The sequence below is a fragment of the Kitasatospora sp. NPDC036755 genome (assembly GCF_040636595.1).
In the GTDB taxonomy this organism is placed as follows: domain Bacteria; phylum Actinomycetota; class Actinomycetes; order Streptomycetales; family Streptomycetaceae; genus Kitasatospora.
This window is the reverse complement of record NZ_JBEZUT010000230.1, coordinates 1-13,852: the sequence shown is the minus strand read 5'-3', so window position 1 is coordinate 13,852 and position 13,852 is coordinate 1. Positions and strand designations below refer to the sequence as shown.

Annotated in this window: 15 protein-coding genes; 9 read left to right on the top strand and 6 right to left on the bottom strand. The window is 75.3% G+C overall.

All coding sequences use genetic code 11. The features are described from left to right. From AB0E96_RS28440 to AB0E96_RS28430, 3 genes are all read left to right on the top strand, one after another. On the top strand, positions 1-210 hold a 210-nt coding region (locus tag AB0E96_RS28440; protein WP_359828467.1), incomplete at its 5' end, for a zinc-binding dehydrogenase. Positions 211-700: 490 nt separating this feature from the next. Then, positions 701-952, top strand: coding sequence for a hypothetical protein (locus tag AB0E96_RS28435; RefSeq protein WP_359828465.1), 252 nt, complete (start codon positions 701-703; stop codon positions 950-952). Further along, positions 949-1,590 (top strand): hypothetical protein, encoded by a 642-nt coding sequence (locus AB0E96_RS28430; protein ID WP_359828464.1) that lies wholly within the window; start codon positions 949-951, stop codon positions 1,588-1,590. Before AB0E96_RS28435 ends, AB0E96_RS28430 begins: the two co-directional genes overlap by 4 nt. Positions 1,591-1,668: 78 nt before the next feature. Here the strand turns inward: AB0E96_RS28430 and AB0E96_RS28425 are convergent, their stop codons facing one another. After that, the gene (locus AB0E96_RS28425) at positions 1,669-2,391 is read right to left on the bottom strand and encodes a helix-turn-helix domain-containing protein (protein ID WP_359828463.1); all 723 of its coding nucleotides are present in this window, start codon (positions 2,389-2,391) and stop codon (positions 1,669-1,671) included. Between the two features lie 274 nt (positions 2,392-2,665). Between AB0E96_RS28425 and AB0E96_RS28420 the strand changes: the two genes are divergently transcribed. The 3 genes from AB0E96_RS28420 to AB0E96_RS28410 all read left to right on the top strand — a co-directional run bounded on the left by AB0E96_RS28420 (position 2,666) and on the right by AB0E96_RS28410 (position 5,776). Then, on the top strand, positions 2,666-3,331 hold the full coding sequence (locus tag AB0E96_RS28420) for a DUF4097 family beta strand repeat-containing protein (RefSeq protein ID WP_359828462.1): 666 nt from the start codon (positions 2,666-2,668) through the stop codon (positions 3,329-3,331). A gap of 41 nt (positions 3,332-3,372) precedes the next feature. Further along, complete coding sequence (locus tag AB0E96_RS28415) at positions 3,373-4,206, top strand: alpha/beta hydrolase (RefSeq protein WP_359828460.1); 834 nt, start codon at positions 3,373-3,375, stop codon at positions 4,204-4,206. A 919-nt stretch (positions 4,207-5,125) separates the two neighbouring features. Next, a complete protein-coding gene (locus AB0E96_RS28410; protein WP_359828458.1) occupies positions 5,126-5,776 on the top strand; it encodes a GNAT family N-acetyltransferase in 651 nt (216 codons plus the stop codon). A gap of 18 nt (positions 5,777-5,794) precedes the next feature. Here the strand turns inward: AB0E96_RS28410 and AB0E96_RS28405 are convergent, their stop codons facing one another. The 3 genes from AB0E96_RS28405 to AB0E96_RS28395 all read right to left on the bottom strand — a co-directional run bounded on the left by AB0E96_RS28405 (position 5,795) and on the right by AB0E96_RS28395 (position 8,306). After that, positions 5,795-6,022 (bottom strand): DUF5959 family protein, encoded by a 228-nt coding sequence (locus AB0E96_RS28405; protein ID WP_359828457.1) that lies wholly within the window; start codon positions 6,020-6,022, stop codon positions 5,795-5,797. 956 nt (positions 6,023-6,978) lie between these two features. Then, positions 6,979-7,707, bottom strand: a complete 729-nt coding sequence (locus tag AB0E96_RS28400; protein WP_359828456.1) for an HAD family hydrolase — start codon at positions 7,705-7,707, stop codon at positions 6,979-6,981. Between the two features lie 14 nt (positions 7,708-7,721). After that, a complete protein-coding gene (locus AB0E96_RS28395; protein WP_359828454.1) occupies positions 7,722-8,306 on the bottom strand; it encodes a TetR/AcrR family transcriptional regulator in 585 nt (194 codons plus the stop codon). Between the two features lie 145 nt (positions 8,307-8,451). Here AB0E96_RS28395 and AB0E96_RS28390 point away from each other — a divergent pair, with 145 nt between their 5' ends. Then, positions 8,452-9,171: an SDR family oxidoreductase gene (locus AB0E96_RS28390; protein WP_359828453.1), complete on the top strand. Its 720-nt coding sequence runs from the start codon at positions 8,452-8,454 to the stop codon at positions 9,169-9,171. Between the two features lie 86 nt (positions 9,172-9,257). Further along, entirely contained in the window at positions 9,258-9,680 is a 423-nt protein-coding gene (locus tag AB0E96_RS28385; RefSeq protein ID WP_359828452.1) for a tautomerase family protein, read from the top strand. Between the two features lie 1,192 nt (positions 9,681-10,872). Here AB0E96_RS28385 and AB0E96_RS28380 read toward each other — a convergent pair. Both AB0E96_RS28380 and AB0E96_RS28375 read right to left on the bottom strand, forming a co-directional pair. Beyond that, positions 10,873-12,129, bottom strand: coding sequence for an alpha/beta hydrolase (locus AB0E96_RS28380; RefSeq protein WP_359828450.1), 1,257 nt, complete (start codon positions 12,127-12,129; stop codon positions 10,873-10,875). Positions 12,130-12,244: 115 nt separating this feature from the next. Beyond that, positions 12,245-12,631, bottom strand: coding sequence for a helix-turn-helix transcriptional regulator (locus AB0E96_RS28375; protein WP_359828448.1), 387 nt, complete (start codon positions 12,629-12,631; stop codon positions 12,245-12,247). Positions 12,632-12,796: 165 nt separating this feature from the next. Here AB0E96_RS28375 and AB0E96_RS28370 point away from each other — a divergent pair. Continuing rightward, positions 12,797-13,852: MFS transporter (locus tag AB0E96_RS28370; protein ID WP_359828447.1), on the top strand; the 1,056-nt coding region annotated here is incomplete at its 3' end.

Below are 13,852 nucleotides of genomic sequence, written 5' to 3'. Positions count from 1 at the left end.
TCCAGGAAGGGGGACGGGTGCTGGGCATGGGGTCGACTCCTCCACCGTAAAAGCGCCGACGGGCCCGCCCTCGCCCGGCTGTCCGCCCTCGTGGCCGACGGCCGGCTGACCCTGCGGGTCGCCGACACGCTGCCCCTGGAGCAGGCCGCCCACGCCCACCGCCGCCTGGAGGCCGGCGGCCTGCGCGGCCGCCTGCTGCTGACGCCCTGACCGGCGTCGCGGGGAACGCGGAAGGCCTGCTCCCGTCACGGGGCAGGCCTTCCGCGATGTGATCCGCGTCACGGCGGGGCTGCGGCAACAGCGCTCCGCCCGGAAAGGCCGTCCGGGTCGAGGGGAAGGACTCTCGGTCCGCAGTCTTCCCGCCGGCGGCTCTTCGACCAAGCGGGCCGGACGACTTCGGACACTCCCGGACAGCGGCCCGCCGCGAGCAGCCGCGATCCCGGCGCCGCGGGCGCGGGCGGGCGGACGGTTTCGGACGGCTTCGGACACCCGGGTGGCGGACCGTCCGTCACGGTGTCCGGACTCGTCCCGACGGCCGGTCACATCGCCTCGGCCCGAAGCCTGTTGAGGGCCTCCGTGCCGCCCGCCCGGGACTTGCGCGCGTCGTCGCGCCCCGCGCATGATCTGGCCCAGCCACCCGCCGGGTGGCCCCGGGGACGGCAATCCCCACGTCCGGGTCAAGGGTTCAGAAGGGACCACTGTGCTGCTCGAACTCCGATGCGCGGTGCGGCGCACACCGCCGCCCGCCGAAGACCCCGGGGGCTCCGGGGGCTCCGGGAGCTCCGGGGGCTCCGGCCCGCGGCGCGCCGCGCTGTGTGCCGCGCTCCTCGCGGTCGCCCTGGCCGGGGTCGTCGCCCTGGTCGTCCTCGGCTACGCCGTCGAGGCGCTGGTGACCGTCATCGTCACCGCCGCCGCCGAGGCCTGCGGCGCGGCCGCGCGGGGGCGGCGATGAGCGCACGCGAGGAGTTCACGTCCGAACTGCGCAGACACCGCCTGCGTGGGCCCGACGCGACCGTCTCGGGACTCTCGGCCAGGAGCGGCCTGGGAACCGCGTTCGTGGCCAGGGTGTTCGAGGGCGACGCCCTCCCCAAGGAGCCGCCCACGGTGGCACTGCTGGAAGCGATGGACGTGAGCGATCGCGACCGACAGCACATGCTGATCCTCCGCGAGAGAGCGCTGAGGGAAATGCTCAACGCCGAGCCGCCCACACCCAAGAGGACCCCCGCCGAGCGCCCCGCCCCCGACTGGCGCGTGCCGGTCCCGGCCGCGGGCGAACCCGACCCGGTGATGTTCTCCACCGTGCGGGAGTTCGTCGCGGGCCTGGAGGACGTCCGGGTCTGGGCCGGCGAGCCGTCGCTGCGCCGCCTGGAGGAGCGCAGCGCGCGGCTGCACCAGCAGCGGCCGACGGCGTACGGCAGGGTCCTGCGGCGCAGCACGATCTCCGACATGCTGAACGCCTCGGCGCTGCCGCAGATGGAGAAGGTGCGGCATTTCCTGCAGATCTGCGGGGTGCGGGACATCGACGCGTGGGTGTACACGTGGCGGCGGGTGCGGGCGATGGAGAAGGCCGCCGCGCGTCGGGCGGCCTGAGCGGGTCGGCGGCCGCGGGGCGGGGCACCGGGGCCGCCGGGGCACCGGGGGCCGGGTGGCCTGGTGGGTGCGGTGCCCCTACTGGTCGGTGGCCGGTTTGGTGTGGAGGACTTCGCGGGCCTGTTCGGCGGCGCGGACGATGCTTTCGCTGATGTAGTCGAGGAAGCGGGCGATGTTCTCCAGGCGGGCGGCCGCGGGGGTGTCGGGGCCGAGGACGGCGACGCCTTCGCGGGCGGCCTGGACGACGCGGTCGTTGGCGCGGGCGCTGGCGATGACGGACTGGTAGTAGAGCTCGTCGTCGACGATGTAGCGGTCGCGGCGGCGTTCGTCGCGTTCGCGGCGTACCAGGCTCTGGCTCTCCAGGAAGGCGATGGCCTTGGAGATGGAGGCGGGGCTGACCTGGAGGCGTTGGGCGAGTTCGGCGGCGGTGAGGCTGCCGGCGTCGGTGGTGGACAGGCAGGTGACGACGCGGGCGGCCATCCGGTTGAGGCCGGAGCCCATGAGGACGGTGGTGAGGCGTTCCTCGTAGGCGGCGACGGCTTCGCTGTCGCGTCCGTGGGACTGGGGGCCGGCGGGTGTGGTGCCGGGGGTGGTGGGGCGGCGGCGCTGGGCGCGGTGCTCGGTGGCGCGGTGGGCGAGGTCGGCGCGGTAGGCGTGGGGGCCGCCGTTGCGCATGACCTCGCGGGTGACGGTGGAGGTGGGGCGTTCCAGGCGTCGGGCGATCTCGGCGTAGGGGAGGCTGTCGGCCAGCCCCAGCGCGATCTGCTGGCGTTCCTGCTGGGTGAGCCTGCCTCCCGGCATCGCGTCTCCTCGGTGGTGGTGGGCGGGCGGTTCCCGGCCGTCGCGTCCCCACCATAGCGTTCACCTTTCATCCATTGCAATGATCGACGTCGCTTCCGTTGCGTTACCCGACAGGTTCGTTGCAACAGTTTCCCGCTATTCACCTGCGGTGATGCAGTTTTGACGCAACGAACTAGTTGCCGGGATCTTGAAAGCAACGTAGCGTTTCCAATGTCGGAAACGCCGACGGGCCGTAGCGCACAGCGCATCGCACACCGCACACAGGAGCAGCACCATGCAGAAGTTCGACACCCCCGCCCCGATCACCGTCGTCCTGGACATCCCCGGCGGGCGCGTGCGGCTGATCGCCGCCGAGCGCACCGACACCACCGTCGAGGTCCACCCCGCCGAACCCGGCAAGAACCGCGACGTCCAGGCCGCCGAGCGCACCGCCCTCGCCTTCGAGGACGGCGTGCTGCGGATCACCACCGCCCCGGCCGGGCACCAACTCCTCGGCCCCACCGGCTCCGTGGAGGTCACCGTCAAGCTGCCGGCCGGCTCCGCCGTCCGGGGCAGCGCGGCCGCCGCCGAACTGCGCTGCGTCGGGCGCCTGGGCGACGTCGCCTTCGACGGCGCGTACCGCCACACCAAGGTCGACGAGGCCGCGAGCCTGCGACTGACCGCCGTCGACGGCGACATCGAGGTCGGCCGCCTCACCGGACCCGCCCGGATCGCCACCGCCCGCGGCGACATCCGCGTCACCGAGGCCCACCGCGGCACCGTCGAACTGAACACCCGGTCCGGGAGCATCACCGTCGGCGCCGCCCCCACGGCCTCCGCCGCCCTGGACGCCGGCACCGGCCACGGCCGCATCGACAACGCCCTGCGCAACGACGGCACCACCGTGCTCGACATCCGCGCCACCACCTCCCGCGGCGACATCACCGCCCGCAGCCTCTGACCCCGCCCGCGCGGGGCCCGACACCCTCCAAGGGGGACACCATGACCATCCACTCCGCACCCCCGTCCTCGACCCGCCCGCCCGCGTGGAAGGGCATGGTGGCCGTCGACGACACCGCCCTGGCCGTCACCGACACCGGCGGCACCGGCGTGCCGGTGCTCTACCTCAACGGCCAGTTCGCCACCCAGGGCTACTGGCGCCGCGTCCTGGGCGACCTCGGCCCGCGGTACCGGCACATCACCTACGACGAGCGGGCCCGCGGCCGCACCTCCAAGCGCTCCGCGGACTACTCCTTCGAAGCCGCCGTCCGCGACGTCGACGCCGTCCTCGCCGCCCGCGGCGTGGAACGGGCCGTGATCGCCGGCTGGTCCTACGGGGCGTTCGTCGCCGCGCACTGGACCTCGCGCAACCCCCGGCGCGCCATCGGCGCCGTCCTGGTGGAGGGCGCCGAACCGTACGACTGGCTCACCGAGGACCTGGAACGGCGCATCCGCCGCCAGTTCCGGCTCTGGTACCCGCTCATGGTGCTGCTGCGCCCCACCGGCCTGACCCCGCGGATGAGCCACCGGCAGATGTCCGAGTGCAACATCGAACTGGGCAGGATCGGCAGCGCCCGCGCCCTGGGCCCGGTGCTGGACGCCATCACCGTGCCGACCCGCTACGTGCTCGCCTCGGGCGCCTCGCTGGGCAGCAAGGGCGACGAGCAGGAACTGATCCGCGCGGCGGTGCCGGCGGTGACCGAACGCAACCCGCACATCAGGCTCGGCGCGAAGGTCGCCAGCAACCACGACGCGATCCTGAAGAAGGACTTCCGCGCCGTCGCCGACGCCGTGCGCGAGGTCACCGCCCTCGACCGCCCCGGCACCGCCGGCTGAGGGCAGGTGGTGACCCCGGCCGCCCCCTTGCGATCATGAACGCACGGGCGAGGAACCGAATCCGCCGTCCGGCCGGTGGCCGCTCGCACCGTCCACCGCGACCGGCCGGCTGCCGGAGCTGTGCGGCGACGGCCCGACCGGGTTCATGCCGCCGCCGATGCCCGACGCCGCCCGGGTGCCCAACGCCCTGTACGAGCACCGGGCCGGGCCCACCGCGGTGTCGTACCACGAGCAGCGGCAGGCGGGCCCGGCGGACGGGAGCATCCCGCGCGACACCGTGGCGGGCGTCGACTCCGACGCACCGGGCCTCGTCGTCACCGGAGGCGACCCGGGCCGCGCCGAACACCCCGGCCCGCACTGGCAGCGGCTGCGCCGGGCGGAACTCGCCGAACGCGCCGGCGACCCCGTCGCCCCCCAGGGGCTGCCGCCCTCCCACGCCTGCTTCCCCTCCGTCAGGAAGCGCGGCAGCCGGCCGGTCGGCCTCCTCCCGCCCGCCCTCCGAGGGCAGCCTGGACCGCGAGACCTGGAACCGGCTGACGGCCCTCCTCCTCGCCCACAGCCCCGCCGGCCCCGACACCCGCTGCCTGAGCGGCGCCGCACTCCTGTACGACAACCTGGAGAGCCACTTCAGCCCCTCCGACCTCCGGGCGGAGGACCACTCCCGGATCCTGTGCACCGACTACGACCTGTGGGGCACCAAGGTCGCCGGACCCCCCGCGCTGATCGAGGCGCTGCTGACCGACACCGAGATCGAGGCCCTGCGGCTGCCCTGGGCCCCCTGACCGCCCCCCTGACCGCCCCCCCTGACCGCCCGTCGGCCGCCGGGGGGGCTCCGGGGGCCGGGGCTTGGCGGGGGCCGGGGCTTGGCGGGGGCGGAAATGGCGGTGCGCGGAACGGGCCGGCTGGGCACACTGGGTCGATGATCGCCGACCACTGGCCCCTGCGGGGGCTGCGCGTGACCACGCCCCGCCTGGAACTGCGCCTGCCCACCGAGGACGAGCTCGCCGAGGTGGCCGACGTCGCCGCACACGGCGTCCACCCGCCCCGGGAACGCCCCTTCCTGACGCCGTGGGGCGAACTGCCGCCGGCCGAACGCGCCCTCCACGTGGTGCAGTCGCACTGGGCGCGCCTGGGCCGCTGGACCGCCCGGGACTGGGCACTGGACCTGGTCGCCTTCCACCAGGGACGCCCGGTGGGCATCCAGGACATGCGGGCCAAGGAGTACGCCGTGCGGCGCGAGATCGTCTCCGGCTCCTGGCTCGGCCTGGACCACCAGGGCAAGGGCCTGGGCACCGAGATGCGCGCCGCGATGCTCCACCTCGCCTTCGCGGAACTGGGCACCCGGTCGGCGACCTCGCTCTCCTTCACCGACAACCACTCCTCCCTGGCCGTCTCACGCCGCCTCGGCTACCGCGACGACGGCATCGACCGCGACGTCCTGGACGGACGGGTGGTCGTCTCCCAGCGCCTGCGCCTGACCCCCGAGGCCTGGGCCGAACACGCCCGTACCCCGGTCACCGTCACCGGCCTCACCGCCGCCTGCCGCCCCCTCTTCGGCCTCCCCGCCTGACCGACGCCCGGCGGTGGTTCAGCGCCGCCACTCCCAGACGCCCGGCGAGGACTCGAGGACCTCGCCCGGCCACGCCGTCCGCACCCGCCCGAGCAGTCCGCGCTGCTCGTCGATCCACCCCTCCTCGAGGCACAGCGGGATGAACACGCGGACACCCGACCTGCCCGGATCGAAGACGGAGCACCCCCGGCATCCGACGCCCCAGCACCCCCACCCGCACCCGCACCCGGAAACCGCTGCCACCATCCGAGAGATCGATCAGATCCCCCCGTCTCCCCCGCCCTGCCCATCCCGTCCCCGACCGCCCCGGCCGATGCTGCAGAACCGGCCCTCACACCACAACCGACTTGCCCCACCCAGGACCGAAGGCCCCCGCCACCTCCCGACACACGACACCACCGGCCCGGGCCCGCCGGCTCGTACACGAGAAGTCGGCCGGGCCGACTTCTCACGCACCCCGGGGGCGAGCCCGCAGAGGGCGAGGACTTGCCGAAAGTGCCGCGCCGTCCCCAACAGAGTCGCCACAGCCCGGCCCCACGCAACACCGGCGCCACCAACCCCCGCACAGGAAGTCGACGGAGCCGACTTCTCACGCACCCCAGGAACGAGCCCCCGGAGCCACAAGACGAGAAAGAGGCGGGCACCACCACCGGCAGCACCTTCGACCACACACGCCCGGCACCACGGGACCCCGCGCCAAAAGTCGGCCGAGCCGACTTCCCGTACGCCCCAGGGCCGAGCCCGAAGGCTGATGGCGGGCGGGCCGAGCGGCACACACGAGGACGACGCCGCAGGCGCCCGCGCCAGAAGTCGGCCGAGCCGACTTCTCGTGCGGCACGGGTCAGGGGATGCAGGGCGGCGGGGAGAACCGTGCGGTCGGGCAGATGGGGGACGCCGGGAGCAGCCGCGCCGGCGGTGGGGTAGCGGCCAAGCAGCGCACGCAAGGGCGGCCCGCCGCCTCGTGCGCAGGAAGTCGGCCGGGCCGACTTCTCACGCACCCCAAGGGCAAGCCCGCAGGGGCGAGGGCTTACGGAAGGTGCCACGCCATCGCCGGCAGAGGTGCGGCAGCCCGGCGTGCGCGACACCGGCGACGTCAACTCCGGCACAGGAACGGAGGACGGCGAGAAGGGTGGTGCGGGGGCGCGGATGGGGGACGCCGGGGCGCGGGAAGTCGGCCGGGCCGACTTTCCGCGTGTCCGGGGTCAGGGGTGAAGGGCGGCGGGGAGGGGGGTGAGGGTGGGCAGGTGGTGGATGCCGGGGGCGGTCGCGGCGGGAGTGGGGGTGGCGGTGGGGGTGCGGTCGAGCCAGAAGGGGCGGAGGCCGGCGGCTCGGGCGCCGAGGGCGTCGAGGGCGTAGTTGTCGCCGACGTGGGCGACCTGGTGCGGGGGCAGGCCGAGGCGGGCGCAGGCGGCGAGGAAGATGCCGGGGGCGGGTTTGGCCTCGCCGTGTTCGTCGGAGCAGACGATGGCGGTGTCGTCGAAGTGGTGCAGCAGGCCGGTGGCGTGGAGCTTGCGGCGCTGCTGGGCGGTGGAGGAGTTGGAGACGATGCCGAGGCGGTGGGTGCGGGCGAGGGCGGCGAGGACGGGGGCCGCGTCGGGGAAGGCGCTCTGGGCGGCGTCGCGGTGCGCGGTGTAGCCGGCGAACCAGGCGGCCGCCTCCTCGTCGGGCATGGCGGCGGTGGGCTCGCCGAGGCGGGCGAGGAAGCGGCGGGTGCGCTCGTACTGCTGGGCGGTGAAGGTCAGTTCGCCGGACACGAAGCGCGCGTACTGCTCCCGCGCGACCTCGCGCCACAGCGTCACCGCGGCCTGCGGGCCGGGGAAGCGGCGCAGCAGGTCGAGGTGGTGCAGGTGGGCGAGGATGCCGGCCCGTTCGGAGCCGGAGTAGTCGACGAGGGTGTCGTCGACGTCGAAGAGCACGCCGCGGATGGGCACGTGGGGTCCTTGCGTCAGTGCCCGGGCGCCTGGTCGGCGAGGCGGTGGCGGGCGGCGGCCAGGAGTTCGTCGGACAGGGCGGGGTCGTCGCTGGCGCGGGCGAGCAGCAGGGCGCCGACCATGGTGGACAGGTCGGCGAGGGTGTCCTGCCGTGTGGCGCCGTCGGGCAGGGCGGCCAGGGCGTCGAGGAGTTCGCGCAGTCCGGCGGTGTAGGCGGTGCGCAGGGGGGAACCGGGTTCGGTGCGGGCGGCGTCGGCGGCCAGGGCTGCGGCGGCGCAGCCGTGGCCGGGGTGGTCGCGGTGGGGCGCGGAGAGGTAGCGGTCGAGGAACTCGGTGCGGGGGGTGTGGTCGGTGCCGGGCCGGTCGGCGAGTTGTTCCATGGCTTCGCGGCGTTCGGTGAAGGCGGCGGCGAGGGCGTGGGCGAGGAGGTCGTCCTTGGAGGTGAAGTGCCGGTAGAAGCCGCCGTGGGTGAGTCCGGCGGCGGCCATCGCCTCGGGGACGCTGACCTGGTCGGGGCCCTTCTCGCGGATCAGGCGGGCGGTGTGGTCGATGACGCGGCGGCGGCTGCGTTCGGCCTCGGCGCGTGGGACGCGGGGCATGCCGGGGCTCCTCTCCTCGGGTGTTGTGCGGTTCTACCGGTTCTGCCGGTCCTACTTTCCCATCCCGTTTAGATGATGGTAATAATCTAAACGTTGCGGTGCCGCCCGTCACGCCGGCACCGCCCGGAGAGCTGAGGAGACGCACATGACCGTGATCGAAGGCTCCACCGCCCTGGTGACCGGAGGCCTGCGCGGCCTGGGCCGGGCGTTCGTCTCGGAACTGCTGGCCCGCGGCGCGCGGAAGGTCTACGCCACCGCCCGCACCCCCGGCGCCGGCACCGCCCCCGGAGCCGGCGGGGACCCCCGGGTGGAGGTCCTCGCGCTGGACGTCACCGACGACGCCTCGGTGACCGCCGCGGCCGCCCGCGCCGACGACGTCGACATCGTCTTCAACAACGCCGGCGTCCTGCACCCGGCACCGCTGCTGACCGGCGACCTCGCGGACGTCCGGGCCACCTTCGAGACCAACGTCCTCGGCCCGCTGCGCATCGCCCGGGCGTTCGCGCCCGTCCTGGCCGCGCGCGGCGGCGGCGCGCTGGTCGACATCCACTCGCTGCTGTCCTGGGGCGCGGGCGCCGGATCCTACGGGGCGTCCAAGGCCGCGCTGTGGTCGCTGACCAACTCCCTGCGCCTGGAACTCGCCGGCCGGCACACCCAGGTCCTGGGCGTGCACCTGGGCTTCGCGGACACCGACATGGTCGCGGCCCTGCCGGTCGGGAAGGTGCCGCCGGCCGACGTCGCCCGCACCGTCGTGGACGCCCTGGCGCGCGGCGACAGCGAGGTGCTCGTCGACGACGCCACCCGGGCCGTCAAGGCCGCCCTGTCCGGGCCCGTGGAGGGCCTCACCGTCCGCATCGGCCGCTGACCGGCCGACACCGACGCCGACGCCGTACGGGCGTCGCCCGCACCGACACCGACACCGACACTGGCACTGACACCGAGGAGCCCCCCATGCCGCTGTGGCACGTCTACCACCCTCCCGGCACCTACACCCCCGAGCAGAAGCGCCGACTGGCCGTCGACGTCACCGGGTTCTACACCCGCATCGGACTGCCCAGGTTCTACGTCATGACCCTCTTCCACGAGATCGCCGCCGACTCCTTCCACGTCGGCGGCGAACCGTCCGGCACGGCGGTGCGCATCGTGGTCGAGCACATCGCCCGCCACAACGGGGACCCGCAGGCACGCCGGCACACCCGCGAGGCCCTCGCCGCCCTCCTCGCGCCCCACACCTCCGAGCGCGGCCTGTACTGCGAGTTCCACATCGACGAGACGCCCCAGGACCTGTGGATGACGGACGGCATCGCCCCGCCGCCGCCCCGCAGCGAGGCCGAACAGGCGTGGGCCCGCGAGAACCGCCCGATCCCCTACTGATCCCCCGCCGCCACCGGAACGCCCCCGCACCCCGGGGCGGGAGGCCCGCCGCCGCGCGGGCCTCCCGCCCCGGCGCGCCCACTGCGCGAGAAGGCCGCCGCCGAGGAGCGGACCACCCTGAAGGACCCCGCGCAGGGCCCGCGGGAGGGGAAGGCGGGCCGCCGGGGCGCTGCGGGACGCCCTCGCGAAGGCCTTCGGGGGCGCCGCAGGGCCGACCGGGCGGGCGAACCCCGGTGGCCGCCTCCGCCACTCCCCCGCACTCGCGCTGGGGCCCCGGCACGGGATGCCCGCGTACACCTCGGGGGGCGGGGCGGCGCACTCCTTCCGAAGCCCGTGAGACCCAAGTCCTCCTACGTAGAGCCTGGTTGATGCGACCGGGCGCAGCCGCACGAAGGCCGGCGCGGGGCGCCACACACCCGCAGTCAGGATCGGCGAGCCAAGGCTGATACGGCGCAGCAGCATCCAACAGCGGGCCGGGACGCCCCTCAGGCAGCCGCCCAAGCAGACTGCGGGGCAGTCGTATTGGGCGGCCACAGCACATGAACCGGCCACCAGACCGACCTGCCGAGGCTCAGGCGCCGAAGCGGATCTCGGGCCGGTACGGCGCAGCAGCGCCCAGCGCGGGGCCAGGACACCCCGTAGGCGGCAGCCCAAGCAAGCTGCGGGGCCCGTGCGTTGAGCGGCCGCAGCATACGAGCCGGCCGTCGGACCGATCGGCCGAGGCCCGGCGGCGAAGCGGGCCCCGGGCCGGTACGGCGCAGCCGCGTCCAGCAGCGTGGGCCGAGGACACCCCGCACGCAGCGGCCCAAGCAAGCTGCGGCGCGCACGTTGGGTGGCAGCAGCACACGGACCGGCCGCCCGACCGACCCACCCGGGGCGGGCCCGGGCCGGTACGGCGCAGCGGCATCCAGCGGCAGGACCGAGGGAACCCGCCACCGGGTCCCCGGGCAGGCCGCGGGGCGGGCGCAGCGGGCGGCCATGCCGCGCGCGCCGGCCCCGCCGGGGCTCAGGCGTCGAAGCGGGCCTCGGGCCGGGACGGGGCGGGGATGCCGCGCAGGCGCAGGCCGAGGTAGGCGGCGAGGCAGGAGCGTTGGGCGGCGACGGCCGAGGGAAGCCCGCCGTCTGGGTCCCGGGCAGGCCGTGGGGCGGACGCAGCGGGCGGGCATGCCGCGCGCGCCGGCCCGGCCGGGGTTCAGGCGTCGAAGCGGATCTCGGGCCAGTGCGGGGTGGGGGCGTCGAGGAGGGTGGTGGGGGTGCCGCGCAGGTGGAGGCCGAAGTAGGCGGTGAGGTAGGCGCGTTGGGCGGCGACGGCGCGGTGGGGGTCGCCGGTGCCGAGGAAGTGTTCCAGTTGGTCGGTGGGCCAGGCGAAGGCGGGCTGGCCCTGGGGGATGAGGAGTTGGAGGTCGCAGTAGGAGAGGTGGCCGGAGCGGGTGAGGGTCAGGCGGCGGCGCCAGCCGGTCAGGTGGGGCCACAGGGTGTCCCACATGGTGTCGCGGGCGGGGCTGTCCCAGGCGGAGGCCATCAGGAGCAGGGGGCGGGGCTGGTCGGCGGTGGCGGCGGGGCCGAACAGGGGGCCGTCCAGGATCGCGCCGGCGTGGATGCGCGGGTCGTCGTGCAGGGCCTGGGCGGTGGTGGCGCCGCCCATGGAGTGGCCGAACATGCCGACGGCGTCGAGGTCGAGGGTGCCGTCCAGGCCGGCGGGCAGGGGGCCGTGGTGGAGGCGGTCGAGCAGGCAGCGGGTGTCGGCGGCGCGGTAGGCGACGATCTCGGCGTCGGTCATGGCCTGGACGCGGGCCTTGTCGCGCACTTCGAGGCGGTGGCCGGGGAATTCGACTTCGCCGGCGTCGTAGGTGTGGTCGAGGGCGGCGACGACGTGGCCGTGGGAGGCGAGTTCCTCGGCGAGGGCGGTGTTGAAGGCGCTGTCGGCGCCGGAGCCGTGGGAGTTGAGGACGACGGGGTGGCGGCGGGTGCGGTCGGCGGGGGTGCCGGGGCGGGCGTGGGTGGTGGGCCAGGTGAGGCGGGCGTCGGGGACGCCGAAGTAGGCGGCCTGCAGGTGGGCGGTCTCGGCGGGGCTCATCCAGGGCGCGTACGGGCCCCGGGCGCCGGGCGCGGCGGGGTACCAGAGGCGGGCGCGCAGTTCGCGCGGGCGGGGGGTGGGGGCCCAGGCGTCGGTGCGGGTGGTGTCGGTCAGGTGGAGCAGGGCGGTGCCGACGGGGCGGGGGCCGGTGGGTGGGGGCAGGGTCAGGCAGGGCTCCCCCGCCCCGCCGGAGCGGGCGTCGGTGCCGCCGTCGGCCCGGGCGGGTGCGGCACCGGCGGCGGTCGCGGCGCCCAGGGCGAGCGCCCCGAGGAGGCGGCGGCGGGACAGCCGGTGGGAGGACGCGGGGAACGGAGAAGACGGAGGGGAGAACGGGGAGGAGGAGGGCGCAGGGGTGGGCTGGGCTCCGGCCACGGGGGCTCCTTCGACGGCGGGGGCGGCGGCGTGCCGCGTCCACGGTGCCGGGCCGGGCCGGCCGGGCGCGTCCGCCCGGGGCAGGAGGGGGCGCGGGCCGTTTGCGACCGCGGGCCTACGCCTGCGGCACCAGCCCCGCCGCACCGTCCCCTAGGGGGTCAACGGGCTTCTGCCGTACGGCGGTTGCCCGGGCGGACAGGAGTGCGTCGAGCAGTCCGGGGAAGCGGGTGTCGAGGTCGGTGCGGCGCAGGCTGACGAAGCGGTTGCGGCCGGCGACGCGGGTGGTGGTGACGCCGGCCTCGCGCAGGACCCGCATGTGGTGGGAGACGGTCGACTTGTGGAGGTGTTCCAGGCCCAGGCCGCGCGGGTCGCAGGAGTGCTCGCCGCCGTCGGCGTAGCTGAGCAGCAGGGTCATGCGCACGGGGTCGCCGAGGGCGTGCAGGACGGTGACGAGGTCGATGTCGGCGGTGGCGGGCTGGGGAAGCCGCTCGTCGTCGGTCATGGCGCACGCTCCTCGGGGGTCATGGGGGTCGCTGGGGTCGCGGGAGGGGTCGGGACGGGACGGATGGTTTGACAATCATCCACCCATCCCCGATTGTTTGGCGAGCATCCAACTGTTGCATGTTCGTCCAACAACTTGTTCCCACGCACCCCGGGGGGCCCTCCCGTGCCCGTACGTCTGCTCCTGCTCGCCCTCGGCACCTTCGCCATGGGCACCGATTCGATGGTCGTCGCCGGCATCCTCGGCCCGATCTCCGCCGACCTGGGGGTGTCGGTGCCCGCCGCCGGCCAGCTGGTCACCGTCTTCGCGCTCGGCTACGCGCTGCTGGCCCCGGTGCTGGCCACGCTCACCGCCCGCTGGCCGCGCCGGCGCCTGCTGCTGACCGCGCTCGCGGTGTTCAGCGCCGCCAACGCGCTCAGCGCCCTCGCCCCCACCTACGGGCTGCTGCTGGCCACCCGCGTCCTGGCCGCGGCCGGCGCCGCCCTCTACACCCCGACCGCCAACGCGGTGGCCACCACCCTGGTCGCCCCCGAACGGCGCGGACGGGCCCTGGCGACGGTGCTCGGCGGGATGACGGTGGCCACCGCCCTCGGCGTGCCGCTGGGCACCTGGGTGGGACGCACCGACTGGCGGATGACGATGTGGCTGGTCACCGCCCTGGGCCTGGCGGCGCTCGCCGGTCTGGCCCTGCTGCTGCGCGACCTGCCCGCCCCCACCGCCGCCCCCACCCTGCGGGCCCGCCTGGCACCGCTGCGCCGGGGCCGGGTGCTGGGCGCCGCGGCCACCACCCTGGTGTTCTTCCTCGCCTTCCAGAGCGTCTACATCTACCTGGCCACCGCCGTGAAGGACGCCACCGGCGGCGACGCCGACCGGCTGAGCCTGATCCTGCTGACCTGCGGCGTGATGTCGGTGGCCGGCAGCTGGCTGGGCGGGCGCCTGGTGGACCGCCTCGGGGTGCGCCGGGTGCTGCTGGCCGGCTCGGCGGCGGCCGCGGCCGCGTTCGCCGCGCTGCCGTGGCTGGGGCGCAGCATGCCGGGGGCGCTGGTGTACGCGATGGTGGTGCCGCTGGCGGGGTGGGCGGTGTCGGTGGCGCTGCCGCACCGGCTGGCGTCGCTCGATCCGGGGAGGCGCGTGGTCCCGACCAGCCGCAGCAGCGCGAACTCGCGCAGCCGCTCGCCGGTGGCCATCACCAGGGTGTTGACCACGGCGATCGCGGTGAAC

Excerpts from the sequence above, each read along its gene's own strand:
- AB0E96_RS28430 (WP_359828464.1), top strand. The coding sequence starts at position 949 with ATGAGCGCACGCGAGGAGTTCACGTCCGAACTGCGCAGACACCGCCTG.
- AB0E96_RS28425 (WP_359828463.1), bottom strand. The coding sequence starts at position 2,391 with ATGCCGGGAGGCAGGCTCACCCAGCAGGAACGCCAGCAGATCGCGCTG.
- AB0E96_RS28420 (WP_359828462.1), top strand. The coding sequence starts at position 2,666 with ATGCAGAAGTTCGACACCCCCGCCCCGATCACCGTCGTCCTGGACATC.
- AB0E96_RS28415 (WP_359828460.1), top strand. The coding sequence starts at position 3,373 with ATGACCATCCACTCCGCACCCCCGTCCTCGACCCGCCCGCCCGCGTGG.
- AB0E96_RS28410 (WP_359828458.1), top strand. The coding sequence starts at position 5,126 with ATGATCGCCGACCACTGGCCCCTGCGGGGGCTGCGCGTGACCACGCCC.
- AB0E96_RS28405 (WP_359828457.1), bottom strand. The coding sequence starts at position 6,022 with ATGGTGGCAGCGGTTTCCGGGTGCGGGTGCGGGTGGGGGTGCTGGGGC.
- AB0E96_RS28395 (WP_359828454.1), bottom strand. The coding sequence starts at position 8,306 with ATGCCCCGCGTCCCACGCGCCGAGGCCGAACGCAGCCGCCGCCGCGTC.
- AB0E96_RS28390 (WP_359828453.1), top strand. The coding sequence starts at position 8,452 with ATGACCGTGATCGAAGGCTCCACCGCCCTGGTGACCGGAGGCCTGCGC.
- AB0E96_RS28385 (WP_359828452.1), top strand. The coding sequence starts at position 9,258 with ATGCCGCTGTGGCACGTCTACCACCCTCCCGGCACCTACACCCCCGAG.
- AB0E96_RS28375 (WP_359828448.1), bottom strand. The coding sequence starts at position 12,631 with ATGACCGACGACGAGCGGCTTCCCCAGCCCGCCACCGCCGACATCGAC.